This is a genomic window from Lysinibacillus sp. FW12, from assembly GCF_050817245.1.
GTDB classification, from domain to species: Bacteria; Bacillota; Bacilli; order Bacillales_A; family Planococcaceae; genus Lysinibacillus; species Lysinibacillus irui.
Genome location: NZ_CP139094.1, coordinates 1,049,980 through 1,076,288, shown reverse-complemented (window position 1 = coordinate 1,076,288; position 26,309 = coordinate 1,049,980). Strand labels below are relative to the sequence as shown.

At 36.1% G+C, this 26,309-nt stretch carries 21 protein-coding genes, 1 pseudogene and 1 riboswitch; of the genes and pseudogenes, 1 reads left to right on the top strand and 21 read right to left on the bottom strand.

The annotated features are described in order from the left end of the window. Window positions 1-275 precede the first annotated feature (275 nt). The 5 genes from sufB to sufC form a co-directional block, all read right to left on the bottom strand. Window positions 276-1,673 carry a Fe-S cluster assembly protein SufB gene (gene sufB, locus SJW71_RS05445; protein WP_274794266.1) on the bottom strand — a complete coding sequence of 466 codons (1,398 nt, stop codon included), beginning with the start codon at window positions 1,671-1,673 and terminating at the stop codon, window positions 276-278. A gap of 94 nt (window positions 1,674-1,767) precedes the next feature. After that, window positions 1,768-2,193: a Fe-S cluster assembly sulfur transfer protein SufU gene (gene sufU, locus SJW71_RS05440; RefSeq protein ID WP_036078619.1), complete on the bottom strand. Its 426-nt coding sequence runs from the start codon at window positions 2,191-2,193 to the stop codon at window positions 1,768-1,770. Next, on the bottom strand, window positions 2,183-3,412 hold the full coding sequence (locus SJW71_RS05435) for a cysteine desulfurase (protein ID WP_274794268.1): 1,230 nt from the start codon (window positions 3,410-3,412) through the stop codon (window positions 2,183-2,185). Before SJW71_RS05435 ends, sufU begins: the two co-directional genes overlap by 11 nt. Next, window positions 3,412-4,719 carry a Fe-S cluster assembly protein SufD gene (gene sufD, locus SJW71_RS05430; RefSeq protein WP_274794269.1) on the bottom strand — a complete coding sequence of 436 codons (1,308 nt, stop codon included), beginning with the start codon at window positions 4,717-4,719 and terminating at the stop codon, window positions 3,412-3,414. The genes SJW71_RS05435 and sufD overlap by 1 nt, the downstream gene beginning before the upstream one ends. An 18-nt stretch (window positions 4,720-4,737) precedes the next feature. Continuing rightward, entirely contained in the window at window positions 4,738-5,517 is a 780-nt protein-coding gene (gene sufC, locus SJW71_RS05425; protein ID WP_396631737.1) for a Fe-S cluster assembly ATPase SufC, read from the bottom strand. Between the two features lie 523 nt (window positions 5,518-6,040). Here sufC and SJW71_RS05420 point away from each other — a divergent pair. Beyond that, complete coding sequence (locus SJW71_RS05420; RefSeq protein ID WP_274794270.1) at window positions 6,041-6,943, top strand: LysR family transcriptional regulator; 903 nt, start codon at window positions 6,041-6,043, stop codon at window positions 6,941-6,943. Between the two features lie 28 nt (window positions 6,944-6,971). Here SJW71_RS05420 and SJW71_RS05415 read toward each other — a convergent pair whose 3' ends face one another. From SJW71_RS05415 to SJW71_RS05340, 16 genes and pseudogenes are all read right to left on the bottom strand, one after another. Then, a complete protein-coding gene (locus SJW71_RS05415; protein WP_429978585.1) occupies window positions 6,972-8,018 on the bottom strand; it encodes a glycosyl hydrolase family 18 protein in 1,047 nt (348 codons plus the stop codon). 22 nt (window positions 8,019-8,040) lie between these two features. After that, window positions 8,041-9,792 (bottom strand): polysaccharide deacetylase family protein, encoded by a 1,752-nt coding sequence (locus tag SJW71_RS05410; protein WP_312505870.1) that lies wholly within the window; start codon window positions 9,790-9,792, stop codon window positions 8,041-8,043. Beyond that, on the bottom strand, window positions 9,789-11,657 hold the full coding sequence (locus tag SJW71_RS05405; protein WP_312505871.1) for a glycosyltransferase family 2 protein: 1,869 nt from the start codon (window positions 11,655-11,657) through the stop codon (window positions 9,789-9,791). The genes SJW71_RS05410 and SJW71_RS05405 overlap by 4 nt, the downstream gene beginning before the upstream one ends. Further along, window positions 11,654-13,087, bottom strand: coding sequence for a polysaccharide deacetylase family protein (locus tag SJW71_RS05400; protein ID WP_274794274.1), 1,434 nt, complete (start codon window positions 13,085-13,087; stop codon window positions 11,654-11,656). Before SJW71_RS05400 ends, SJW71_RS05405 begins: the two co-directional genes overlap by 4 nt. A 16-nt stretch (window positions 13,088-13,103) precedes the next feature. Continuing rightward, complete coding sequence (locus SJW71_RS05395) at window positions 13,104-14,429, bottom strand: nucleotide sugar dehydrogenase (protein ID WP_431811843.1); 1,326 nt, start codon at window positions 14,427-14,429, stop codon at window positions 13,104-13,106. Between the two features lie 471 nt (window positions 14,430-14,900). Next, window positions 14,901-18,080, bottom strand: coding sequence for a hypothetical protein (locus SJW71_RS05390; RefSeq protein ID WP_431811842.1), 3,180 nt, complete (start codon window positions 18,078-18,080; stop codon window positions 14,901-14,903). Beyond that, window positions 18,077-19,497 (bottom strand): annotated as a pseudogene (locus tag SJW71_RS05385) (glycosyltransferase family 2 protein). The gene SJW71_RS05390 and the pseudogene SJW71_RS05385 overlap by 4 nt, the downstream one beginning before the upstream one ends. Beyond that, window positions 19,498-20,541, bottom strand: coding sequence for a HEAT repeat domain-containing protein (locus SJW71_RS05380; RefSeq protein ID WP_274794278.1), 1,044 nt, complete (start codon window positions 20,539-20,541; stop codon window positions 19,498-19,500). Next, window positions 20,538-21,410 carry a response regulator gene (locus SJW71_RS05375; RefSeq protein ID WP_322611050.1) on the bottom strand — a complete coding sequence of 291 codons (873 nt, stop codon included), beginning with the start codon at window positions 21,408-21,410 and terminating at the stop codon, window positions 20,538-20,540. Before SJW71_RS05375 ends, SJW71_RS05380 begins: the two co-directional genes overlap by 4 nt. A 282-nt stretch (window positions 21,411-21,692) precedes the next feature. Then, window positions 21,693-22,544 carry a MetQ/NlpA family ABC transporter substrate-binding protein gene (locus tag SJW71_RS05370; RefSeq protein WP_274794280.1) on the bottom strand — a complete coding sequence of 284 codons (852 nt, stop codon included), beginning with the start codon at window positions 22,542-22,544 and terminating at the stop codon, window positions 21,693-21,695. Between the two features lie 70 nt (window positions 22,545-22,614). Next, complete coding sequence (locus SJW71_RS05365) at window positions 22,615-23,283, bottom strand: methionine ABC transporter permease (protein WP_312505881.1); 669 nt, start codon at window positions 23,281-23,283, stop codon at window positions 22,615-22,617. Then, entirely contained in the window at window positions 23,273-24,301 is a 1,029-nt protein-coding gene (locus SJW71_RS05360) for a methionine ABC transporter ATP-binding protein (RefSeq protein ID WP_274794282.1), read from the bottom strand. The genes SJW71_RS05365 and SJW71_RS05360 overlap by 11 nt, the downstream gene beginning before the upstream one ends. An 83-nt stretch (window positions 24,302-24,384) precedes the next feature. Further along, a riboswitch (SAM riboswitch) is annotated at window positions 24,385-24,488 on the bottom strand. Between the two features lie 56 nt (window positions 24,489-24,544). Then, window positions 24,545-24,856 (bottom strand): thioredoxin family protein, encoded by a 312-nt coding sequence (locus SJW71_RS05355; protein WP_274794283.1) that lies wholly within the window; start codon window positions 24,854-24,856, stop codon window positions 24,545-24,547. A gap of 15 nt (window positions 24,857-24,871) precedes the next feature. Next, the gene (locus tag SJW71_RS05350) at window positions 24,872-25,213 is read right to left on the bottom strand and encodes a hypothetical protein (protein ID WP_004228229.1); all 342 of its coding nucleotides are present in this window, start codon (window positions 25,211-25,213) and stop codon (window positions 24,872-24,874) included. Between the two features lie 91 nt (window positions 25,214-25,304). Then, window positions 25,305-25,685, bottom strand: coding sequence for a glycine cleavage system protein GcvH (gene gcvH, locus SJW71_RS05345; protein ID WP_004228227.1), 381 nt, complete (start codon window positions 25,683-25,685; stop codon window positions 25,305-25,307). Window positions 25,686-25,900: 215 nt separating this feature from the next. Next, window positions 25,901-26,257: an arsenate reductase family protein gene (locus SJW71_RS05340; protein WP_274794284.1), complete on the bottom strand. Its 357-nt coding sequence runs from the start codon at window positions 26,255-26,257 to the stop codon at window positions 25,901-25,903. Window positions 26,258-26,309: the final 52 nt, after the last annotated feature.

Below are 26,309 nucleotides of genomic sequence, written 5' to 3'. Positions count from 1 at the left end.
TCCTCTATGTACATAATCATAGCACACAGCATGACACTACAAATAAACATCATGTAAAAAATATCGCTTTCTTTTGAACATTACAATGAAAAGGTTTGTCTCTTCTCGAGAATTTATACAAACGAAAAAGCATGAGATATATTACATTGTCCTCATGCCATTTGTTTTAACTGTCTAACAACATTTAAGTAGCTCTATTAGTATGTAGACTTGCAAGGCGAGCTATAAAAAAACCCTTGCCACAAATTTAATTGTGACAAGGGTTGGTTAGTAAATTAACCGATAGAACCTTCCATCTCGAACTTGATAAGACGGTTCATCTCTACTGCGTATTCCATTGGTAATTCTTTTGTAAATGGCTCAATGAAGCCCATTACGATCATTTCTGTCGCTTCTTCTTCAGAAATTCCGCGAGACATTAAGTAGAATAATTGCTCTTCAGATACTTTTGAAACTTTTGCTTCATGCTCTAAAGAAACATTATCATTAAAGATCTCATTGTATGGAATTGTATCAGAAGTAGATTGGTTATCCATGATCAGTGTATCACACTCGATGTTAGCACGTGCACCACTTGCTTTAGGACCGAAACGAACTTGTCCCATATACGTTACTTTACCACCTTGTTTTGCAATCGATTTAGAAACGATTGTTGAAGATGTATTTGGTGCCATATGGATCATTTTTGCGCCAGCATGTTGGTGCTGTCCTTTACCTGCTAATGCAATGGATAATGTCATACCACGAGCACCTTCACCCTTTAGGATACATGCTGGGTATTTCATTGTTAATTTAGAACCAATGTTACCATCAATCCATTCCATTGTACCGTTTTCTTCTACAACTGTACGTTTCGTTACAAGGTTGTAAACGTTGTTCGCCCAGTTTTGAATTGTTGTATAACGGCAATATGCATCTTTACGTACAACGATTTCTACAACCGCTGAGTGTAAAGAGTTTGTTGTGTAAACAGGAGCTGTACAACCTTCAACATAGTGTACGTGAGCGCCTTCATCTACAATAATAAGTGTACGTTCGAATTGACCCATATTTTCAGAGTTAATACGGAAGTAAGCTTGTAATGGAGTTTCGACTTTAACACCTGGTGGTACATAGATAAATGATCCACCTGACCATACAGCTGAATTTAATGCAGCAAATTTATTGTCAGTATAAGGAATAACTTTACCCCAATATTGTTTGAAAATATCTTCGTTTTCACGTAATGCTGAGTCTGTATCTTTGAACACAATTCCAAGATCCTCAAGGTCTTTTTTCATGTTATGATAAACTACCTCAGACTCGTATTGAGCAGATACACCAGCAAGATATTTTTGCTCTGCTTCTGGAATACCTAATTTATCAAAAGTAGCTTTGATTTCATCAGGTACTTCATCCCATGAGCGTTGTGTTGCTTCTGATGGTTTTACATAGTACGTAATTTCATCAAAATCTAAATCACCAAGATCGCCACCCCATTGTGGCATTGGTTTTGTATAAAAAGTTTCAAGTGCTTTTAAGCGGTACTCAAGCATCCACTCTGGCTCTTGTTTCATATTAGAAATTTCACGGACGATTTCTTCAGTCAAACCACGTTTTGAACGGAAAATTGATACGTCCTTGTCATGGAATCCGTATTTGTAATCGCCGATATCAGGCATTTTTTTAGCCATCGTTTCTCCTCCGTTCATTGAGCTGTATTTTTCTGTACAATCCTTGCCCTGAGTGAAAGTTTGTACTTTCACTCAGGCAACAAGGAAGTAAGTTTTATTTCACACCTTTTTCCATTGCTTTCCAAGCTAATGTCGCACATTTAATACGTGCAGGAAATTGTGATACACCTTGCAGTGCTTCAACATCCTCAAGGTCATATTTATCGCTGTACTCTTCGCCCATCATCATTTTAGAAAAAATATCTGAAAGCTCTATAGCTTCCTCTACTTTTTTCCCTTTGATAAGCTGTGTCATCATCGATGCAGAGGACATAGAAATTGAACAGCCTTCACCGTCAAATTTCGCATCCTCTACAACACCGTCTGTCACTTTCAATGTTAAGTGAATACGGTCGCCACAAGTCGGATTGTTCATATCAATCGTTACAGCATCCTCTTCTAAAGATCCTTTATTACGAGGATTTTTATAGTGATCCATAATAACTGAACGATATAGTTGATCTAAATTATTAAAAGACATCGCCAAAATACTCCTTCGCAGAACGTAACCCTGCGACTAAACGGTCAATATCCTCCTCTGTATTGTACAGATAGAAGCTTGCTCGTGCTGTCGCTACTTGCTGAAGACATTTCATTAGTGGCTGTGCACAATGATGTCCTGCACGAACAGCAATACCGTTCATGTCAAGCACCGTTGCCACATCATGTGGATGTACATCATCTAAGTTAAATGTCACAAGTCCACAACGCTTCATTGGGTCACGTGGGCCGAAAATTTTTAAACCGTCGATTGTTTCAAGCTGATCCATTGCATAGCCCGCAAGCTTATGCTCATGCTCCGCAATTTTATCTAGCCCAATATCAGTTAAGAAATCAATAGCGGCACCTAAACCTATTGCACCTGCAATAATAGGCGTTCCACCTTCAAATTTCCACGGTAATTCCTTCCACGTTGACTCATAAAGCCCAACAAAGTCAATCATTTCGCCACCAAACTCAATTGGCTCCATTTTTTCAAGGTGTTCCTTTTTACCATATAGTACACCTATTCCTGTTGGACCGCACATTTTATGCCCAGAGAAACCTAAGAAATCGACATCCAAATCTTGCACATCAATTTTCATATGTGGGGCAGCTTGAGCACCATCGGCAACCATAACCGCTCCATTAGCATGTGCAATTTGAGCAATTTCTTTAATGGGATTAATTGTTCCAAGTACGTTTGAGGCCATTGATACCGAAACGATTTTTGTGTTAGGTGTAATCGTCGCACGTACTTTTTCCAGACTAATCGTGCCATCTGCTTCTAGCTCAATATATTTCAATGTCGCATTTTTCTCTTTAGCTAGCTGTTGCCAAGGAATAATATTGGAGTGATGCTCCATTTGCGTAATGACAATTTCATCACCCTCGGCAACATTTGCACGTCCATAACTTGATGCTACTGTATTTAAAGCTGTTGTTGTACCACGTGTGAAAATAATTTCCTGTGTTGATTGAGCATTTATAAACTTTCGAACCTTTTCACGTGCACCCTCATATTTATCTGTAGCACGGTTTCCTAATGTATGCACACCACGATGTACATTAGAATTATCAAATTCATAATAAGCCTTAATGGCCTCAATCACTTGAACAGGTTTTTGAGACGTCGCTGCACTATCAAGATAAACAAGTCTATGCCCATTTACATCTTGATTCAAAATTGGGAAATAGCTTTTAATGTCTTTATTCATCATTAGCGAACTTTCCTTTCAATAACCTCCGTCAGTTGCTTTTGAACGCCTTCGATTGGTAATTGCGTAACAACTGGCGCAAGGAATCCATGGATAACAAGGCGCTCTGCTTCTGCTTTCGAGATACCACGACTCATTAAATAGTAAAGCTGTAATGGATCTACTCGACCAACAGACGCTGCGTGTCCTGCTGTTACATCATCTTCATCAATTAAGAGAATTGGGTTTGCATCCCCACGAGCTTTTTCTGATAGCATTAATACACGTGATTCTTGCTGTGCATCAGCTTTTGTCGCACCATGCTCGATATAGCCAATACCGTTAAAGATAGATTGTGCTGCATCCTTCATGACACCATGCTTTAGGATATGCCCGTTAGAGTTTTTACCCCAATGACGAACCTCTGTAGTGAAGTTAAGTTTTTGTTCTCCACGACCAACCACTACTGTTTTAGTATCTGCATGAGAACCGTCACCAATTAAATGCGTAATGTTTTCAGAAATCGTGTCTGAGTCATTCATTAAACCAAGAGCCCAGTCAACTTTAGCATCACGAGCTAAACGTGCACGACGATTTACGTATGTTGTATAGCCTTTTGCAAGGACATCTACCGCACCGTATGTTACTTGAGCATTATCTTGGACTACAACTTCCGCAATAATATTCGCTTGGCCTTTTGCCTCTTCCACTGTAGAAATATATGTTTCCACATATGTTACAGCAGAGTTTGCTTCTGCTACTACTAACACGTGGTTGTATAGTGAAGCTTCTGCATTATCGTTTAAGAAAACAACTTGAAGTGGTTGTTCAATAACTACATTTTTTGGTACGTATACAAACACACCACCATTAACAAGTGCAGTATGAAGTGCTGTTAACTTATGCTCATCCACTTTAACTGCTTCAGTCATAAAGTATTTTTGTACAAGCTCACCATGTTCACGAACTGCTGTAAAGATATCGGTAAAAATAACACCTTTATCTGCAAGCTCTTGTGATGTCTTAATGTAAGCTGGTGTATTATTACGTTGAATATATAGGTTTTCCTGTGCTTCAAGGTCAATTAAACCTTTTGCTTCTTCAGGTAAAGCGTCCAATGAAGGGAATGCCTCACTATGAACTGTAAATGTTGGGAAGTTCATGAAATCCCATTTTGTAATATTAGTTCTATCTGGTTTTGGCAAATCTAAACCAGTTACTTTGTCTAGTGCTGCCGCGCGAAGCTCTGTAAACCAAGTTGGTTCACCGTTTGCTTCTGAGAACGAGCGCACGTCCTGTACTGTTACAGGCAAGTTAAGTTCCACTGTCATGCTATTTCGTCCTCCCTCTTATGCTTCTTGTTCTTCTGTTTCTTCTTCGATACCTAATTCTTTTTTAATCCAGTCATAACCTTCTGCTTCTAAACGTTGTGCAAGTTCTGCACCACCAGATTTAACAACACGTCCTTGCATCATTACGTGTACATGGTCTGGAGTAATGTAGTTTAATAGACGTTGATAGTGCGTAATCATTAAGCAGCCAAAGCCTTCACCGCGCATTGCGTTGATACCCTTTGATACTACTTTAAGTGCATCGATATCAAGACCAGAGTCGATTTCGTCTAAAATAGCAAATGTTGGTTTAATCATCATTAATTGAAGAATCTCATTACGTTTTTTCTCACCGCCAGAGAAACCTTCATTTAAATAGCGTTGAGCCATATCTTCATTCATTTCTAGGAATTCCATATTTTTATCTAATTCACGGATAAATTTCATTAATGAAATTTCATCGCCTTCTTCACGACGTGCATTAATGGCTGAACGTAAGAAGTCAGCATTTGTTACACCTGCAATTTCAGATGGATATTGCATAGCTAGGAATAATCCCGCTTGAGCACGCTCGTCCACTTCCATTTCAAGTACATTTTCACCATCAAGCTCAACAGTACCTGAAGTTACTTCATATTTAGGATGACCCATAATAGCAGAAGCTAGTGTTGATTTACCAGTTCCGTTTGGTCCCATGATTGCGTGAATTTCATTTGTATTAATTGTAAGATTTACGCCTTTTAAAATCTCTTTCCCGTCGATAGCAACGTGAAGATCTTTAATTACTAAAGTTGACATGAAAATACCTCCATAGTGTTCAGTGAATGGGTCAACCATTCCTTAATTATCATCATTCTAATCTTAACTGAAAATCGTTCTCTATGCAAACCATTTCAATTACTTTCCTACTTCTTAAATAAAATCTTGAAAAATAAAGGCTTTGTAAGCATTTTCAGATTATTACTACTTGAACTAGATAATGAGAATGGACTTTCTTCATTTTCAATAAAATATCCCTAAATGAGAATCGATTTCATCTAGCTACATAGTGAAAACCTCTTGGAAAGTGCTAATTGTAGCGGTTTTGTGACAAATATGCATAAACAACATATCTATACTATAACCTATTTCATTAAAATGGAATCAATAAAAGAAGATATTTATATGATGTTTCTTTGAGACTTTACTATCCCAAACTATCCTACGAGATAGCATGCTACTTTAACTTTTATTTTGTCGTTACCAATCACTTTTCATCTTAAATAATATATAATTAAGGTAAAATCAATCTTATAATTAGATTAATAGAGGTGAATTATTAGTGGAGTTACGTCAATTACGCTATTTTGTAGAAGTTGCTGAACGTGAGCATATTTCAGAAGCCGCCGAGCATCTCCATGTAGCCCAATCTGCCATTAGTCGGCAAATCGCCAATCTTGAAGATGAGTTAGGTACTCCATTATTCGAGCGTGTTGGACGAAATGTTAAATTAACCCCTATAGGGAAGACGTTTCTAGAACATACCATAACAGCATTAAAGGCTATTGATTTTGCTGCCAAACAGGTGGAAGAATATCTTGATCCTGCTAAAGGCTCGATTAAAATTGGATTTCCAACAAGTTTGGCAAGCTATGTCCTTCCTACCGTTATATCAGCCTTTAAACGAGAATTTCCTGATTTACAATTCCAACTGCGACAAGGATCTTACCGATTTTTGATTGATGCTGTCAAAAATAGAGAATTAAATCTAGCCTTTCTGGGTCCTCTTCCCCCAAAGGACGAATCGATTCAATCCACAATCCTGTTTACTGAAAATATTGCTGCTCTTTTACCGGCCAATCACCCATTAGCTAAAAGAGAGAGTATCCAGCTTGCAGAGTTAAGAAATGATCTATTTGTATTATTTCCCGATGGCTATATTTTACATAAAGTCGCGATGGACGCTTGTCGAGCTGCTGGCTTCTTGCCAAATGTAATTTCTGAAGGGGAAGATTTAGATGCACTAAAAGGATTAGTGGCTGCTGGCATAGGTGTTAGCCTATTACCTGAAAGCTCCCTTTATGATTCTGCCGCTCGATTTACTGTCAAGGTTCCGATTGAATCTCCCACAATACCTAGAACAGTTGGTATTATCTCCCCTGTTAATCGAGAAATCGCACCATCAGAAGTCATATTTTTAGATTTTGTGAAAAACTTCTTTTCCCGCCTTTCCCAATTCCAATAAAAAAATCGCCTTTTGGGCGATTTTTTTATTATTCTGTTGATTGCTCAGCAATCCATTCTAGTGTTTTCTCTCCTAAGCCTCCTGCACGCCATAATACAACGTCATGATAGCTTTTCTTCTGTACGTAAGTAACCCATTTTTCTAGCGTTTCTTGATCAGCATACCAAACTTCATGGCTGACATTATTGTCATCTACATATGAAAAATAAATGGCTCCACTTGCTTGATCACGCTGCTTAGCTGCTTTTCTATCGGCTAGTAATTGTTCGGCCTCAAGCTCTGTTAAAGCGACTGTTTTGCCCTGAGCTACCCAATCGAAACCTCCAGTGGCAAAGGCGATAGCTAAATCTTGATTAGACTTCTTTATTTTTGTTACTAAATCATCTAGAAAAGAAAAAGTAGCTTTAGCACCTGGCCCACTGTGGTAACCATGAACATTATAGGCCATTACTGTATAGTGAGGTCCATCTGGCAATTTCACATCAAAAGGAAAGCGTGGTTCGAGTACAACATGCAATGTAACATCCTTTTTGGAAAGCTCTTGGTAAAGCTCTTCTAAAAATAGGATATAGTTTTGAAGGTCATCTTTAGCCACCTTTTCATAATCAATCTCAATGCCATTTACTTGATATTGTTCCACAACCCGCAAAATATTTCCAATATGCTTTTGCCTTGCTGAGGAATCCTGCAATAATCTATGCAAAAGCGTGCTATCCTTTTGAACAGATGGGGCATTCTCTGTTACATAATCATTGATGAGTGTTAGGATCACATGATGGGAATCATTAAATTGCTGCTTGGTCTTTTGCAACATATCTACGGCATTTTCTGTTAACAATAGTTCATCCTTGCTATTAAAATATGCGCCAAAAACACGTATATCTTGTAATCCAAGTTGAGAATTTTCCACATCTTTCATGGCGGATTTATTTTGCCATTCTGGTAACCAAATAGATAATCGGAGCTTCTCCTTATCGTTAAATTCTTCCTTTGCTTTAGCTGGCTGTTCTTTACTATTACTACAAGCTGTAATAAATAGTAGCGCAATACAAATAAATAACATAATGTTCTTCACTTGACTCTAATTTCACCCCGATTTAGAAGGTCTCGATAAAGAAATCAACGACATGATTAAATAACGCAGTGGATTTATACTTAACCTTCTCGAAATTCGTATATTGGTTCGTAAAAATAGTTTGATCGTTTTTATCTGTAATCAAAATATCTTCAATTAATGTATCGTAAATATCATCTGCATACTGTTCATGTGAAGTGTTCTTATTACTGTACAACGCACCAAATCCAATCTGTGCCCCTTGTAATTTCGGATTTATTTGAACGGTCTCGGATAATACATTATCTACATCTATTTCTATTTTATCCTTATTTATAGCAATGTTAAATACTCTTTTTTCCGTTAGGTTTCTTGGGTACTCTTCTTCATCTATACGTGACCCTTTTTGCGTATCATGGTAAGTGTAAACTGTTGCTTTATTAAATGCGTATTCTTCTTCATTCCACTTAATTTCATTTAAGGGAAAGCGTTCTTTTTCGACAATTCCCCCGCCTGGTAATTTTTCACTTATTACAATCTCATTATCGACTAGTGCAATTCGTAAATAACTATTTGTTTTTTCATCATAATTTACATAGAAAGCTTGTTGGCCAACCACATTCCCTTTAAACGCAAAATTCACATTATATTGATCTGGCAGTTGCTCCTTTAGAAGAATTCTGCCTTCACTTGATGGAGCTGAAGTTAAGGTGATCTCATTATTTTCATATTCTGCCGCACCATTTATCACTTCCCAGTGTTGAGCTACTTCCCGATCTCCTATTTTAAATTGTACGTTTTGTCTACTGGCCTGTCTGATCTTCATCATCACATGATTGGTTGACCAATATGGCGATACTTGTAATCGGCTTAAATTATAAAGATCTGCCTCTTTATCATTGTAGGCCCCTAATTCTCGATTAAAATGCATACGAAACTTGTCCTTAATTTCTTTGTTATTGACACTTTCCACGAGAGGATCCATATTGTTATAAAGTGAGTTTGCATGCATAATTGCGTAGGCTTTAGGGACTTCCCCCAGCTCTTCATGATAGATATCCTGCATTAAATTGTAGTCCTTCTTAATTCGAGCCTCCATCTCTTGTCGAGTTTCACTTGGTATCATATATTGATTACGAATAAAATCCATTAAATAGTGATTATAGTATTCTATTGTTGTTTTATTCGGTACGTTGTTTTCATCGATGACGCCTAAGGACTGTCCTTTATCATTAAAAATATTAATATAAGTTAACCTATATCCATTGGAGCCCATTTCCCAATAACCACTTTTTTCCATCAACTTTAAATCTTTAGGCTTTAAAAATTTATTATCGGTTGTATCCATTTTATTGGCATACGTAAACATCGTTGCCTTATAATTTAATTTTTCCATAATATTTTGAGCAAAAATACTAGAATCTGTACGACCATCTTCAAATGATAGATACAAAGCTTTTTCCGGCAATGGTTTATCATGCTGATAGAAGTCTAAAATATCCTTTTGAGTAATAGTTTGATACCCTTGTTTTTCTAACAAAGTTAATTGTTCTTCTAAATTCTTTTTAGACACATATTTAGGTGATTCATTTCTACTGACACCAAAATAGGAAAGGGCAATAAAACCCTCTTTATTATTTAATGGAACTGTTTCAGCTCCTCTTTTCTCTGTTAGAAAAACAGCTTTAATTAAAATGACAGCTAACAATACTACTATAATTAATTGAGCGATCGAACGAATGATTTTCCGACGATTTTTTTTAGCTGGCTGAAGCTCTACACTTTTTCCGTTCATTCCTTCTCACCCTTTTTTCTAATTTTCAACATCGAAAATCGGGATTTTCGTAATTTTTGCTTTTCCATTTTCTTTTCCTTCGCTAGAACATCCTGTGGTGTTTCCCTTGTCCCCCATGTAGATTTCCAAAAAGTCACCCAAGCAACTGGCATCTGCCATAGCAAAATAAATTCATAATAAAGGACAAAGATAAAACCAAATCCCCATAGTTTACTTTTTCTAAAGAATAGATGAGCCAAACTCATTAGCATGGCCATTAATAGTAAACCTATTAAAAACGTTGTAGGAAAAATACCATACATGACTGGTACATAAATTAAGTTATAAACAACGACAATCGGTGCTGCAATCGGCACAATTAAACCGATAATGAAGAAAAGGAACATAAACGGTTCTTTTTTCCACATAAATAAAAATGCGCGCAATGATTCTCGAAGCCAAGAACGTTTCCATCTCATTTGCTGGGATAGAAAAACTTTTGTGTCAGATGGAACAATTGTCGAACAAATGGCATTGTCCTGATAGCCTGTTCGATGTGTTTTTAAAATATAGTTCGTCATACTACGGTCATCACCAAAAGTTGCTGGCTGACCAAGAAATTTTTGATTAAGCCAAGCTGTTTCATTTTTTAAAATTAGCTCTTTTCGGTAACAGGCTAGTGGTCCTGATAAGCAAGTAACCGTATCAAACCATGATTCAGCTGCTTTCATGATACGGAAGGCAATATAATAACGAACCGTTTGTAATTTAGTTAGCGCATTCGTAAATTTATTTTCAACCTCTGTTCGACCAGCCACACCGCCCATTTTAGGATCTTGAAAAGGTTGTACTAAATTGCGGATTGCATGTGGCTCTAAAAAACTATCTGAATCCACAAAAACAACTAAATCATGCTTTGCTTGATGAACACCCGCAACTAACGCTTCCCTTTTCCCACCATTTTGCGGAAGCTTATAAAACTTTAATCGATCATTCGTCTTAAATCTTTCACCCTCCTGATGAATAAGGTTAATCATGTCGTTTGCCTTTTCCTCTGTACGATCCGTTGAACAATCATCAACAACGATTACTTCTAATTTATCCACTGGGTAATATTGATTGATACAACTAGAAATCGTGCGGTGAATCCACTCTTCCTCATTAAAGACTGGGATAATAATGGAGACACCTGGTTCAAACTTTGGATTGATCGGTACACTTTTATAAAAAATACCAAATAAATATCTACTTAATAGAAATGTTGCTGCAATAATACTATAAAGATATAAAAATTTATTAAACCTAAAGTAAATCACACTTTCTGCTCTCATTAACATGACAATAAGCGATACGACCAATAAAAATAAACTGGCCATAAAAATAGAAATGCCCCAACGTTTTTTTGTCATATATTCGTTTAAAGGCTGTAAAAATTCACAGGCAGCATAATAACGTAGTTCTCCATCCACTTCTTTTGTAAAATAACGGACAACCTTAGCCTTTAACTTCACTTTAGCTTCATAGCCCTCAGGCATTGCACCACCCGGTATAGTGAAATTCATTGTTAAAATTTCATCTATTAAAAATTGATGAGGTTGATTAGAGTAAACGAGGATACCCGTTACCGAAATATCCTCTGCATAAAGTTTTTCTACGCTCACTTGGCGTTTTGCCCTTTTAATATGAACCTCAAAATGAGTTTCGTAGCGTAAACTCAATTGTTGAAGTCGATAAATTTCATTCACATCCGTCGGATCAATTTCCTCTTTCTGATAGGATGCTCCACGACGATTCACAAGGCTCCTTACATTTTCGGGATCGGGAATATTTGAAAGAATCCTACGGTCAGAGCGTGGTATCGTTAAGATTTCTTTTTTTGTTTTCATTGTTCATTCACATCCCTATTTGAATCTTCTTCAATCCAAGTTGACATTTTGCTAAAGCTATAACCATCTTCTAGAAGTTTTTCAATGATGAGTGGAAGTGCTTCTACCGTGTTTGTCCCATCTAGGATATGCATAACAATGACCTTTCCGGGCGCAACTCTAGAAATCACCCGGTCGTAAATATCTTGTGCTGAGTAATCTAAATTCCAATCAAAAGAAGCGATATCATACATAGCAATCGTTTTGATTCCCGCAGCAGTAATGATTTTAGCTGTTCGTTCATCCATGATTCCTTGAGCTGGTCGGAAATAAAGAAGTGGCGGCTCTTGTAATGCATAGGTTAATGCCTGATGTGCCTTCACTAAATCCGCTTGTAAGTCTTCTGGTGTCATCTTTGTAACATCTAAATGGTAATAGGAGTGGCTTGCTACCTCATGTCCTTCCTCTACAATCATCTTCGCTAATTGCGGATTCTTCTCTACTCCACTTCCTATTAGGAAAAAAGTGCTTTTGATATTATATTTACGTAATACATCCAACACTTCTTTTACTCTTTTTTCATGTGCCCAATCATCAAAAGTGATAGCTATTTCCTTTTTGGTTGTCTCTTTTCGATAATATAATTTTGGCTGGACTTGCTCATAATTTAAATTGGGACTGACAGCATCATATCCAGCAATCTCTTCCACTGACTTTGTTAAATAACGTTCATCTAATAGATCACTTAAGGTAGTAATAGTATACTCGCGTTCTTTAGCTAATTGAGCTAATAATGGTATTGCATCAATAATGGCTGGATTAATGTATGTGTTGAGATGAATAATAGAGCCCCTATCAATATATTTACTGATATAATTAATCAGCTCCTGAGCACTTTGCATTTTTCTATCAAGTGGGTTAATAGATAATCCAATAACAGCTTTCATATCAAGCGCCTTAGCTGCTAAGCGCATATTATCGGTAACGTCGCCTGAACGACTACGAACAAATTTTGGTGTATAGCCTAAATGCTCTTCAAAAATTTGATTGGTTAACATAATTTCTTCATACGTTTGCTCATAATTCAAAGTCGATACATCTGGAAATGTTAATGTACCATTTTGCACCTCATGTCCTCTTTTTAAGATATCTTTCACAAGCTCTGGCTCCTGAGCAACACGCATTCCGTCCAGGAAAAAGGTAGCCTTCATATTGGATTCATCTAGTTTCGTTAATAGCAACTTCATCGTGTCGTTATCTGCTAAGCCATTAAATGTTAACGATACTTTCGGCACTACAATATTGGCATGACTGATTACATCACTTTTACTTCCATCAGATTTTTTAACCTCTATAGAAGAATCGATGGGATGAATCGTTTCTTGGGTCGCTGTCTGACATCCTGCTAAGAATAGTATGATGAGCAGACCACATAGTTTTAGTAGTTTCATTTCCTATGAATTCCCCTTATAATTTGTAATAATTTTTATTTTCGAACAAAAAATGGGTATTGCGTGTATCAAAAATTAAAGAAGCTTGTTGATCAATTAAAGAGTAATCAATAGTTGTATGATTCGTTAAAATTAATACTGCATCTGCTTGTTGGATTATTGGTGCTGTTAATGCAACCGTATCGAAATGCGATTGTTCGATAGAGAATGTTTGTATAAAAGGATCAATGATCGTTAATTGGCATTGTTTATCTAGTAGTTGTTGAATAACATGAAGTGCTGGCGATTCACGTGAATCATTTATGTTAGGCTTATAAGTGACACCAATGACAACAATATTGGCTCTATACAGCTCTTTATTTTGAATACGTAAGTAATTACTTAGTCTCTCGACTACAAAGTTGGGCATTGAGTCATTGATTTTATCAGCTGCTTCAATTAACGTTGCAGAGATACCATGTTGTTGCCCAGCCCATAGTAGATATTTGGGATCGACTGGAATACAATGTCCTCCCACTCCTGGCCCTGGTGTAAATGGCATAAAACCATACGGCTTTGTAGAAGCTGCATCAATAACTTCCCAAATATCAATGTTCATCTTATAGCAAATCTGACTTAACTCATTTACAAGGGCTATATTAATTTGGCGAAAAGTATTTTCAAGTAATTTCTCCATTTCAGCCACTCTAGGGCTTGTCACAGTACACACATGTGTATGAAGGACTGTTTCATAAAAAATTTTTGATAATTCTAGGCATGTGGCTGTTATTCCCCCAATGACTTTAGGTGTATTCGACACGGAAAAGGTGCTATTTCCTGGATCAACACGTTCTGGTGAATACGCTAAAAACAAATCTTGACCAATAGCAAAACCATATTTTTGTAAAATAGGCTGGACCATTTCTTCTGTTGTCCCAGGGTAAGTCGTACTTTCAAGAATAACTAGCGCACTCGCTTTAATATTTTGTCCGATAGCATGCGTTGCTTCCTCGATATATGAAATATTAGGTGTCCCATCAGCAGTAGTAGGTGTAGGTACACAAATAATCACAACGTCTACTTGTGAAAGCATAGAAAAATCTTTAGTTGCTTCAAATTGTTTACTTTCGATTGTTTGCTCTATATTTTCTCTCGGTAAATCAGCAATATAACTTTCACCATTTTGCAACTGTCTGATTTTTTCTTGATTCTTATCAAAGCCAATAACCTTAAATCCTTTTTGAGCCATTTCCACAGCAAACGGTAAACCTACATAGCCAAGTCCGATCACTCCAATTGTTGCTTTTTTTGTTTGAATTTTTTTCAATAAAGCTGTACTCAGTGATTTCGTTTCGATTGTCATTAAAATTACTCCTTTAATTAATCTGTTTTTCAATTTTTCGTTATTTTAACCGAGGAAAGTATTCCATAAAGTAATGGTTCAATTCCAGTCATTCTTTGTAAAAAGCCCCCTTCAACATTCAAACTTACATATGTCTCTTTAGTCGAAATAGATCAGTAGGATTACATATCATTCAAAATAAATTTATTAACGTTTATATAGTACTAATTGAAACTGAACAATTTCTAAACAATTACATCATCGGTATTAAAGACCTATCATTTAAATAAATACATCGTTTTTTCATTATAAAAATATCCATTTACAATACTTTTACATTAACCATTAACTGTAAAATAAAAATACTTTGTTTAGAAAACTTTTTCTTTCTACAATTCTAAAAATCCCCTTAATCGCCGGTTGTCCACCGACACTTAAGGGGATTGATAAATAATAAAAAACTAAGGGCAGAACAATCTACCCTTAGCTTCTTTAATATGCTTTAAATAATTTTTGTAAAATATAATAGGATTGTTTTAAGCGCTCTTCGTATTTTGGTACTTGCCATGTTTCCCATGTATAAGCAGACAGTGGTGGTAAAACACCATTAGTAGCTGCTGGCATAGATTGAACAACGTTGTTCTCTTTATCTACAAATAAAGCACCAATATAAATATTGTCTACTTTAACGGAAGCCTGATTACCATCTTTATAGAGGTCACCTATAAACTCACGTTGACTTGGATCTTTGGCTTGAATCAATAACCAAGGGATGCGAAGTTCTATAACATTATCTTCAGCCCAAGTATAATCAACTAGAGAATCATAGTCTTTCGCTTCTGGATTAGCATTTCCTTGATGTAATTTTCCTGTTTCATAAATACTAAAATCAGTCGTTCTATTTTGCTCAGGTAAAAATAGTTGTTTATTTAACACATAGTAAATAGGGGCGAACTTTCCACTATTTTTCATAGCATTAGCCATTCGAGGAGCAACTAAGTTTAAACGGTGGCCATATAAATAATCATAAAAATCGTAGTATTCATCAATAACAACCCGAGAATCACCATTTTTATTGAGCTCAACTATAAAATCAATACCATTTGAAAACGTCATATTTTTTATAGATGTAGCAGACGTATTTCCTTGATCTGGTACAACATCTAATAAAATGCGAGGGGAGGTTTGGGCTAACTCCTCACTTTTTAATTTAATGTACAAATAGCGCTCGTCATAGTCTACTGCAAAATCTGTTGGATTGTTTGGTGTAGTATCATATAGCTGTTTACCCATCCATTCCGTTGTCTCGCCATCTACTTTTACCTTCATTCTATCAAAGCTTAATAAACCAAACTGTTGCTCATTTGTTTGGGCATTGGACCAAAATGGTCGACGATTCGGATCATCATAATCCATCGTATTCCACGTTCGTTTAAACCACTCATCTTGCCATGTAAAAACAAGTCCTCCCATGAGCCCTTCATGCATAATATCCTCAAATAAATGTTGAAGTGTTTCTCCCTGTGCTTGTTCTGACATTTGCCCCTGATTCCAACCATATACATTATCATGTGTTTTACCACGTGATGCAGGGATACCAAATTCCGCAATAAGAACTGGCATATTATGAGCTTCATGGAGCTCTTTTAAATAACCTGCATAGCTATTTTTATTCCCTCGGAAATCGACATAATTTAAATAATCTTTATCAAAATTAAAGAAGTCAGGGTAGTAAGGATACACATGATAGGAAGCAAATTGTCCCGGTGCAGTCATCTCTCCTTTTGTATAAATAACATTTGGATTGACCCCTACTAAATCTTCATCCTCAGATGGCTCTGACGGATGTTCAAGAATGTCAGTTGTGACCCAGTTCGTAAAACTCATTGGACGTAGCCAGTTATATTTTTCCTTTTCATAAACTGACACAAGATCCATTTGTTCTGCTAGCCAATGCTCAAATGGAGAGGCATCCTTTGTTTCAAAAAAAGTACCGTTGTATTGACCAATATTTGCATGTTTTTCATTTGTTCCAACAACCATATGTGGATACCATTCGATTCCTAATACCCATCCTATAACATATTTTGATACGTCTACATCATACAAGCCAGATGCATGTCCTGGTTGAGGCTCCACATAGATATTTCCATGAATGACATCTACCATTCGTTTCATTTCTAATTGAAAATCTTCTAACGTATCTTTATCATAGGCGTCCAATGAATTTGATAAGCCCTCTTCATTAATCCAAACTCCATGTAAAACATATAATGGATTTTTTGGATGTTCTTCATTATATTTAGCAAGTGCTCTATAAAAGCCGGGTGGATGTAATGTATAGACTCGTATCGTATTAGCATTCATGTCTGCTATTTGTTTAAACCATAGATAATATTCCTCTTCAGTAATTGCTGCTTCTCCAGGAAAGGCACCAGGTTTCCCCATTCCGATATTGACACCCTTAAATACGATTGGTTCCCATTTGCCGTCTCTTCGCACTTCAAAAGATTGTCCCTGAATCCGTGCATTATAGTTTAATTTCTCATGATTCACAGTATCCTGAACCTCTTTGTTCTCAAATGAATCAAATATTTTATGCATTACCGGGATGTAAATGGACCAATAAAACGAACTGTCTGCATACTTCTCAGCATATTTATAGATTGTTGGTAACCCTTTTATCTTATAAATATTTGGTACCCTTGCGATATCATTAAAATCTCCCGCAAAATAATAACTAGATGTGTAGCGCTTATCTTGACCTACAATTGCTGCAAATTGTTCTGGAATACCATTAGCCTTTAACAGCTCTGTTCCCTTTTTCGTTAAATCCCATTTATAATTTGCAAGAGCATCTTCAGCATATTTAGGTGTAATAATATCAAACCAATAATCGTATTGCGCCCTTGCAGATGAATGAAAGAATTTTTTACCATTTTCAGTAAACTGTACTTGAATACCTGCAGATTTAACATGCTTGTCCAATTCAAGTACAAGTAGCTCTTCTGTTATTTCATTAAATAGTAAAAATCCTCCACCCTTATATGACCAATTATCGCCATGTTCATCGATAACCCATTGCGGTATTTCTAAATTTTTATGATAATCAAGCTCATCGAAATAACGCCCGATCCAGCCAGACCATGTGATTCCTAAATAATCCTGTAATTCTTTACGAACTTCCTCTGATGTTGGTGAAGCAAACGTGTTATACTCAGCAATTAACATGCTCTTCTTTTTGCTGGCTAAGCGTTCGACGATTGCCTGCCATTCTTTCTGTTCAAGTCCTCCAACAATTTTTTCAGAACGTTCACCTAAACGTTTTGTTTGTTGCAAATCATCTTTATAAACTCCGTACGTATCTGCCAAATAAATAACATCATAGTCACTATAATCATTTGGCAACTTCTTTTCTACAACACTTTTAGTTTCATCATTTGGTGCTGTTCCATAGTAATCGCGTTCTACGTCATAAGGTTCATTATTTAATCTATATTTATAATGGTTTAAAAACCAATTCACCCCTAAGTGCTCTCGGTAAGACTCATTCGGAACCGTTTTATCTATAACGGCTACATTTAGCTGTTTCTCATCTTCCAAGTACCACCATGCAATAGGGATTATCATGAGGCCTAGTACGACCATAATCCCTATATAGATTCGTTTCATACACTTTTCTCCTTTTCAGCAATGCCGACACGTTTCATATTACCCCATTCACTTTTTCTTAAGACAAAACGAACTAATCCCTCACAGCGCCAGAATAATGTTAGTGGGCGATACCAAAAAATTTCTGTAAACGCTAAAAGAATCATACGTAACAACTCTCGTTTTTTCGGATACGTATTCATACTCCACGATTCAAACAATACTGCCGCTATTGAAAAAATAACACCATAAATAACGAATAGTAGTAGCAGCATGAGCGCAACTTCATAATAAATTTTCCCTAAGAAAAAGGCTATGACAATATAAATATATCCACCTAACTCCACAAGAGGCCCTAGACATTCTACTAGCCAAAAATACGGGAACGAAAGAAATCCAATCATGCCATATCTAGGATTCAAAGTCATTTTTTTGTGCTTCCATAGACTTTCAAATAACCCTTGATGCCACCTTCTTCGTTGATTGCGCAGTACCCCTAATGTTTGAGGTGCTTCCGTCCAGCAAACTGGGTCGGGTACAAATTCAATACGTTTATTTTCTTTTTTTCTTTTATAAGTCGATGAATATTCACTACAAGTTCCATATCTTCGCCAATAATATTGGTTGAATATCCACCTGCTTCAACAGCCCATTTTTTAGAGAAAACACTAAATGCTCCTGAAATAATAAGGACTAAATTGAATTTACTTAAGGCTATTCTCCCCATTAAAAATGCCCGCAAGTATTCGATTACTTGCATGATTACTAAGTAATTACTAGGTAATTGAGTCTCATAAATTGAGCCAAACTGCATCTTTGCGCCATTTGCAATACGAATATTACCACCTGCTGCAATGACCTCACCATCAGATAAAATGATAGGCTTCATCACCCGCAGCAAGGATTTTTCATCTAAAATGGAATCCCCATCAATGGAGCAAAAATACGGATATTGAGAGACATTAATACCCACATTTAACGCATCAGCCTTACCACCATTTTCTTTATCAACTAAAATACAATTTTTATAGATTTCAGATTCATATATTTGCTTAATATCTTTTGTAGGGATGTTAGTTCGGACAATTTTGTTGATTGGCTTCATTTGAAAATGTTCGATGACCGTTTGAAGGGTTTGATCTGTAGACCCGTCGTTAATAATGATAATTTCAGTTTGAGGATAACGTAAATTCAATAATGAATAAACTGTATCTACAACCCCTACTTCTTCATTGTAAGCAGGAACAAGTAACGACACTGGTTTTGAATAAAAAGCATCTATATGTGCATCATCATACTCTGATAGATCGAGACGATAGCGTTTTCTTAAATCCAGCATAGCAATGATGAACATTGTACAATATGAAACGATAACGAACAGCATATAAAATAAAATAATGCCCCCAAAAAACATCATGCAATAGTCAATTATTTTCATTTACTTCCCCTCTTTTCTCGCTGCAATTTCCTGGGCCATTTCAATTGCATATTGGTCATTTGAGGATTCAATGAATTGCTGTAATTTAGCTATACCATGTCGATCTTCTACAATCGTCTTTGCCGCTTGAGAACGTACCCACCAATTCTCATCTTGAAGAAGTTGCTCTAAATAACTATAAGTGTAAGTAAGCGGTACATGCTTAAAAATTTTGGCAACCATTAACCTTGCTTCCCACATTTCTGAAGTCACAAAAGGGATAAAGGGATCCATCTCATCAATAATACCTATTTCATAAAGGCCTTTTAATGCTCTGATGTTTATTTCCGTCGTATCATGGTCTAATAATTTTTTTAACTCCTCCAAATACTCCATCTTTCTTTTTACAGCAGCAGTATCAATAACAGCAAATTGCATATTAGCTGGCAAGCTATTAAAATCATGGAAAAATTGAATAAATACATTATCATCTAATAATACAAACAGTCTTCTATATTCACTTTCAGCGTAATTTACATTGGAATTTTTTATTTTCTCCATAAATAAATCTGGTTGGAAAAGGGAGTATATTTTTAATAACTGGAAATGTTCTTCATCTGTAATGTTATTTTTTTCGAATTCTTGGCACTTCGTTAGCAATTGATCTATTTGTAAGTCTGCAATTCGATAAAGGGCATTCATTCGAATACTCCATCGTCTACTTGATAAATCTTTTTCGTAGAATGCTTTTAAATATTGATTGGAGAATTGTTTAATTTTTAGTTCCAACTGTTCATTCCTTATATTCTTTAAATAGGATGAAAAAATTCTTTCAATAGCTTCTACTTGTGCCCTTCCTCGAGGTACCAATACGATACTAAATAGTGCGTTATTGAATAAGTAATCATACCAAAGTTGAGAATAATTTTGTAAATAACGGTCACGAACTTTTTCAAAATAGCTTTCACGCTGTCGCTGAACAAGTAAATACAGTAAAAAGATAAAGAGCACAACTAGTAAGAAGGAAATTATTGCGAAAAGCGTAGAAATAGTCAGCTTGATCATAGCCAAAACCTCGCAAAAGTTCTTTTAATTTTGGCTTCGAGCAAACGTAAATTAAATGGTTTGACAATATATTCATCAACACCGCCTTCATAAGCATTAAGCGCTGCCCCTTCAGAATTGCGTTCTGACATCATATAAATAATAAATTTCTTTTCATTTGGCATATGTCGCAAGATATGCAATATTTCTAAGCCATTTTTTAGAGGTAAAATATCATTCATAAGAATTAGATGCATATGCCCTGATTTATAATCATCTGATTGTAAAAAGCTATAACCATCCTCATAAGCCTTTACATCCAGAGTAAAATGAGGGATATCTATTTGGTTAAGCGTTGACTCTAATACTTGTCTAAAAATAGCGTTCTGTTCAATAATACTAACTTTCACTAATTCTGTTGGTTGCTCACTATAATCTTTTACTTCTGCTATACTCCACGTTAATTGCTCATCCTCTGATAGCATTTGTTTATTTTTATTTAACAACTCTTCAAAGATAACGTTATTATTTCTTATTTCTGTTATAGAGGCCTTTAATGCAATATGTTGAAACTTCCGTTCTGCTTTTAGGATGGCAAATATTCGTTTTAAAAATGCTTTAGCTTCTACATCACTACTTTGTAAAAAAAAGATACCCCAATGATTTCCATCGGATAATTGAAAAAGCAAATCTGTCTTACGTATTTTCGATTGTAAAAATGAGGTAACTTGATCATTCGTGGTTTCATTTGGTTGTGTAGAATTAGCTCTTTTTAAAAAGACTGCTGTTATTGTAAGGCGTGATCTAATAACACTTTCCCGCCATATTTCAAAGTAGCGTTCTACTTCATGTTCTTGCATGATATCATGGGCGAATTTTATATCATTCATTAGAATCACTCCCTATTTGTTTTTCTATATTATTATTTTCTATCATTTATTTAATAAATTAACAACAGTATTATAGTAAAAAATATAACTAGACAATATCTGAACATACCTATACGTCATAAAAAGTACATAGTTGAGGATAATTAATCATCTGTACCCTTTCTTAGGAAAGTTGGGCTTCCCAATGACCGAGATGAAAAGCAACCGCCTCTCTTTTTTCAATAACACAAAAGGGTACATAAGTCATTAAACTTATGTACCCTTTTGAAGAATTTTCAATTCTTATTTTACCGGCACTACTGCACCTTTCCATTCTTCTAAGATGAAGTCTTGGATTTCTTTCGAAGTTAATACTTCTAATAATTTTTTAATTTCTGGTTTTGTTTCATCACCTTTACGTACAGCAATGATGTTTACATATGGAGATTCTTTGTCTTCAAGAGAAATAGCGTCTTCGATTGGGTTTAAGCCGTTATCAATAGCAAAGTTAGAGTTGATTAATACTGCATCACCTTCGTCATTTTCATACATTTGTACAAGCATTTCTGGTGCAGTATTCGCATCGAATTTAAAGTTTTTAGGATTTTCTTCAATATCCTTTAATTCAGCTGCTGTTTTATCAATACCCTCTTTTAGTTTAATTAAGCCTTTTGCTTCTAATAATGATAGCATACGACCATGGTCGGATACTGAATTAGAAAGTAAAATTGTTGCTCCTTCAGGAAGGTCCTCTAATGATTTATATTTTTTAGAGTAAATACCGATTGGTTCAATATGAACGCCACCTGCATTAACGAAATCATAGCCATTGTCTTTAATTTGTAACTCTAAGTAAGGAATATGCTGGAAATAGTTTGCATCAATTTCTTCTGACTCTAAATCTTGGTTTGGCAAAACATAATCTGTATATGTTTCGATTTCAAGATCAATACCTTCTTTTGCTAAAATCGGTTTTGCCTTTTCTAAAATAACAGCATGTGGTGTGTTAGAAGCACCTACTTTTAATGTTACGTTTTCTTTGCTATCTGATTGATCATCTGATGCTGAATTTGCATCTTCTTTTTTATCAGTACCACAAGCTGCTAAAGCTAGGACAAGTATTGATAAAAATAATCCTGCCAATAATTTCTTCATTTATGACACTCCCTTTTACTTTGTTTGAAATATGTTAGCGGTAAGAACCGGAATAACCTCTAATGTCTTTCTAGCGTTTATCGATTTTATCGGTAATGACATCACCAATCCATTGAATGATAAATACAACTACTAAGATCAAAATAGTTGCCATTAATGTCACATCTTGGCGATTTCGTTGGAAGCCATCAAGGAAAGCTAAATTTCCAAGACCACCTGCACCGATAATCCCTGCCATCGCAGTGTAACCAACAAGTGCTACAGCCGTTACGGTAATACCAGAAATCAGAGCTGGTAATGATTCAGGGATTAGGACTTTCCAAATAATTGTGGACGTTTTAGCCCCCATTGAACGAGCTGCTTCAATGACACCTTTATCAATTTCGCGTAATGCAATTAAAACCATACGAGCGTAAAATGGAGCTGCACCAATAATTAAGGCTGGTAAAGCCGCATTTGCTCCACGAATTGTCCCAAGTAAAAACTTCGTAAATGGAATTAATAAAATAATTAATACGATAAATGGAATGGAACGGAATATATTAACGAGTGACCCCGTTAAAAAGTTAACAATTTTATTAGCCCATAACTGATTAGGACTTGTTAAAAATAGCAAGATACCAATAACCAATCCAAGAATAAATGTGACAACTGTTGAAATAGCTGTCATATACAATGTTTCATACGTAGCTTGCCACATATTTTCCCAGTCTACGTTCGGAAAGAGATTAGTTAGCATTTGCGATCACCTCCGTTTGAACTTCGACTGTATTTAAATAATGTAGGGCATCAGCCACATTTTCCTTAGAACCATCAATTTGCACAATAAGTGTACCGTATGCTCCATTTTTCGTTTGCGAAATATTGCCATGAACAATGCTTACTTCCACATCGAATTTTTTAACAAGATGTGAAATGACGGGCTGTTCCGTTTTTTCACCAACAAAAATCAGCTTGACAAGTTGACCAGTTGGGTAGTTTGCTTTGATCTGTTCCACTGTATCCTTTGTTTCTTTTGTGTCGGTAATCTGGGCTACAAATTTCTTAGTAATAGCTGCTTGTGGTGCTTGGAAAACTTGCAACACCTCACCACGCTCTACAATTTCACCAGCCTCCATTACGGCTACACGATGACATATTTTACGGATAACGTGCATTTCATGGGTAATCAATACGATCGTTAACCCTAAACGTTCATTGATATCAACTAGTAAGTCAAGAATAGCATCTGTCGTTTCAGGATCCAGTGCAGATGTCGCCTCATCACATAGTAAAACTTCTGGATTATTAGCTAATGCTCGTGCAATCCCAACTCGCTGCTTTTGACCACCTGAAAGCTGTGATGGGTATGCCTTATCACGTCCTTCTAAACCTACAAGTGAGATTAACTCCTTCACACGGGCTTCTCGTTGAGCTTTGGGAACACCTGCAATTTCCAGAGGGAAAGCGATGTTTTCAGCAACTGTTCTAGACCAAAGTAAATTGAAATGCTGGAAGATCATACTTACCTTTTGTCTAGCAGCTCTTAACTTTTGCCCTTTAATGGATGAAAATTCTAGATTGTTTACTGTTACCGTTCCTGTTGTCGGTTTCTCTAATCCATTTAATAAACGAATCATGGTACTTTTACCGGCACCACTATAGCCGATGATGCCAAAGATTTCACCTTTATTTATAGTAAGGTTGACGTCTTTGACTGCCGTTAATTCGCCATTTGCTGTTTTGTATTTCTTCGTAATATTTTGAAGCTGAATCATAGCGAATACTCCTTTTCTTATATAAAAAAACCCCTTCACTCATAGACAAGTAGAAGGGGTCACGTATGATACGTTAAACCGTTCTCTCATCTTTCAAAGAAAAATCTTTGGGTGATTTGGCACCTTTTCACATGGTGATGGTTGCCGGGCTTCATAGGGCACTTCCCTCCGCCGCTCTTCATAAGAGTTCGATATATTTAATGTTTTAGTAATATATTTGATACTTTACCACGCTAGTAATGTTCAGTCAATTGATTTTTTTAACAATTCGTACAAAAAAGGTACAGATTGAAAAGCATAAATTTTATCTGTCACTTTCCCGCCATCAGTAACAAGTAAACATGGGACACTTTCAATTTGATGCTCATAAGCAATCTGCTCTAGAAAGTTGATATTTGCTTTGCCAATTTGAAGCTGTGGCAGCAATTGTTCAATAACTGACAGCATTTTTGATGCCACCGCACATGTTCCACACATCGGTGTATATAAATAAAATGCAGCTTTTTCACCCGACTGTATAGCCGCTTCCCACTGCTCTTTTGACCATTCTTCCATTGATTTCACGCAACCTTACAAAATATATTCATTATGGATTGAGAAATGAGCGCGCAATAAAATCATCGCTAACACTTTTCTTGGTGTTGTCTCTACTTCCTTATATGTTGGCATTGTACGTAAATGCTCAGCCTCTGGATAATGTCTGTCCATTAATGCACGTAGCTTATCGCCAGACGTATCTGCATCAAAAAAAGTGAAAAGCTCACAGCCCTCATAAGGATCGAGTAGCTCTTCTAATTGATGCACACCAATTGTACCATTCGTACAAAGTATTGTAACATTCTCATTTAAAATAGGCTCAATTTGTAGCTTATCTGAGCGTCCTTCTACGATCAAGCATTTTCCCTCGAACATTACGCCACCTCCAATTAGACATCCCCACTTATAAGTCATTATATAACAAAAAACGCCGGTAGTTTCCGACGTTTTTCGATTATAGCTTGTCTTATTCAGCGATCATTTCTTCGTATTGCTCTGCTGTCATAAGTTTTTCAACTTCAGATGCATCAGCAGGCTCAACAACGATCATCCATGCTTTTTCATATGGTGATTCATTAACGAATTCTGGGCTATCTTCTAAATCTGCATTGACTTCAACTACAGTACCTGAGATTGGTGCATATAATTCAGAAACAGTTTTAACTGATTCTACGCTACCGAATGGATCATCTGTTTTGATTTCGTCGCCAACCTGTGGAAGCTCAACGAAAACGATATCTCCTAATTCAGATTGTGCGAAGTGAGTAATACCAATACGTACTTTTCCATCTTCTACTTTTACCCATTCATGTTCTTCAGAGTATCGTAAGTCTTTAGGTGTGCTCATGCAATAAACCCCTCCATAAATATGTAATATATTCACTTTCAGTGTGCCATACTTCTCCTATAAAAACAAGATTCAATTACACCTCTAGGTAATTGAAAGCATATTTTTTCGAGTTCGCTTCAAAAATTAGAAACATCCATCGGAGACATTATTTTCATTCAGATCATGCCTTACACTTCCAAATAGAGGTAAGTCCTTTATCACGATCAAGACGGCTATTTCCAAGTTTGCTCAAAATCAGCTTCTTTAAACCCTAACGTTACTTTTTTTCCATCAGTCACGATAGGTCGTTTAATTAACATACCATCAGAAGCAAGTAGCTCAAGCTGTTCCTCTTCCGTCATATCAGCCAGCTTGTCCTTTAAACCAAGCTCACGATATTTCATACCAGATGTATTAAAAAACTTCTTTAAAGGCATTCCACTTGCCTGCCATAAAGCTGTTATTTCTTCCTTTGTAGGTGGTTGCTCTACAATGTGTACCTCTTCATAGGAAACTTCATGATCATTTAACCACTTTTGCGCTTTTTTACATGTTGTACATTTAGGGTAATGGATAAATTGAATAGTCATTAATATGCTCCTCTACTGTCTTTTTCTGTAGTATACCATCATAATTGTTTTG

Excerpts from the sequence above, each read along its gene's own strand:
- sufB (WP_274794266.1), bottom strand. The coding sequence starts at position 1,673 with ATGGCTAAAAAAATGCCTGATATCGGCGATTACAAATACGGATTCCAT.
- sufU (WP_036078619.1), bottom strand. The coding sequence starts at position 2,193 with ATGTCTTTTAATAATTTAGATCAACTATATCGTTCAGTTATTATGGAT.
- SJW71_RS05435 (WP_274794268.1), bottom strand. The coding sequence starts at position 3,412 with ATGATGAATAAAGACATTAAAAGCTATTTCCCAATTTTGAATCAAGAT.
- sufD (WP_274794269.1), bottom strand. The coding sequence starts at position 4,719 with ATGACAGTGGAACTTAACTTGCCTGTAACAGTACAGGACGTGCGCTCG.
- sufC (WP_396631737.1), bottom strand. The coding sequence starts at position 5,517 with ATGTCAACTTTAGTAATTAAAGATCTTCACGTTGCTATCGACGGGAAA.
- SJW71_RS05410 (WP_312505870.1), bottom strand. The coding sequence starts at position 9,792 with ATGAACGGAAAAAGTGTAGAGCTTCAGCCAGCTAAAAAAAATCGTCGG.
- SJW71_RS05405 (WP_312505871.1), bottom strand. The coding sequence starts at position 11,657 with ATGAAAACAAAAAAAGAAATCTTAACGATACCACGCTCTGACCGTAGG.
- SJW71_RS05400 (WP_274794274.1), bottom strand. The coding sequence starts at position 13,087 with ATGAAACTACTAAAACTATGTGGTCTGCTCATCATACTATTCTTAGCA.
- SJW71_RS05395 (WP_431811843.1), bottom strand. The coding sequence starts at position 14,429 with ATGACAATCGAAACGAAATCACTGAGTACAGCTTTATTGAAAAAAATT.
- SJW71_RS05390 (WP_431811842.1), bottom strand. The coding sequence starts at position 18,080 with ATGAAACGAATCTATATAGGGATTATGGTCGTACTAGGCCTCATGATA.
- SJW71_RS05380 (WP_274794278.1), bottom strand. The coding sequence starts at position 20,541 with ATGATCAAGCTGACTATTTCTACGCTTTTCGCAATAATTTCCTTCTTA.
- SJW71_RS05375 (WP_322611050.1), bottom strand. The coding sequence starts at position 21,410 with ATGAATGATATAAAATTCGCCCATGATATCATGCAAGAACATGAAGTA.
- SJW71_RS05370 (WP_274794280.1), bottom strand. The coding sequence starts at position 22,544 with ATGAAGAAATTATTGGCAGGATTATTTTTATCAATACTTGTCCTAGCT.
- SJW71_RS05365 (WP_312505881.1), bottom strand. The coding sequence starts at position 23,283 with ATGCTAACTAATCTCTTTCCGAACGTAGACTGGGAAAATATGTGGCAA.
- SJW71_RS05360 (WP_274794282.1), bottom strand. The coding sequence starts at position 24,301 with ATGATTCAGCTTCAAAATATTACGAAGAAATACAAAACAGCAAATGGC.
- SJW71_RS05355 (WP_274794283.1), bottom strand. The coding sequence starts at position 24,856 with ATGGAAGAATGGTCAAAAGAGCAGTGGGAAGCGGCTATACAGTCGGGT.
- SJW71_RS05350 (WP_004228229.1), bottom strand. The coding sequence starts at position 25,213 with ATGTTCGAGGGAAAATGCTTGATCGTAGAAGGACGCTCAGATAAGCTA.
- gcvH (WP_004228227.1), bottom strand. The coding sequence starts at position 25,685 with ATGAGCACACCTAAAGACTTACGATACTCTGAAGAACATGAATGGGTA.
- SJW71_RS05340 (WP_274794284.1), bottom strand. The coding sequence starts at position 26,257 with ATGACTATTCAATTTATCCATTACCCTAAATGTACAACATGTAAAAAA.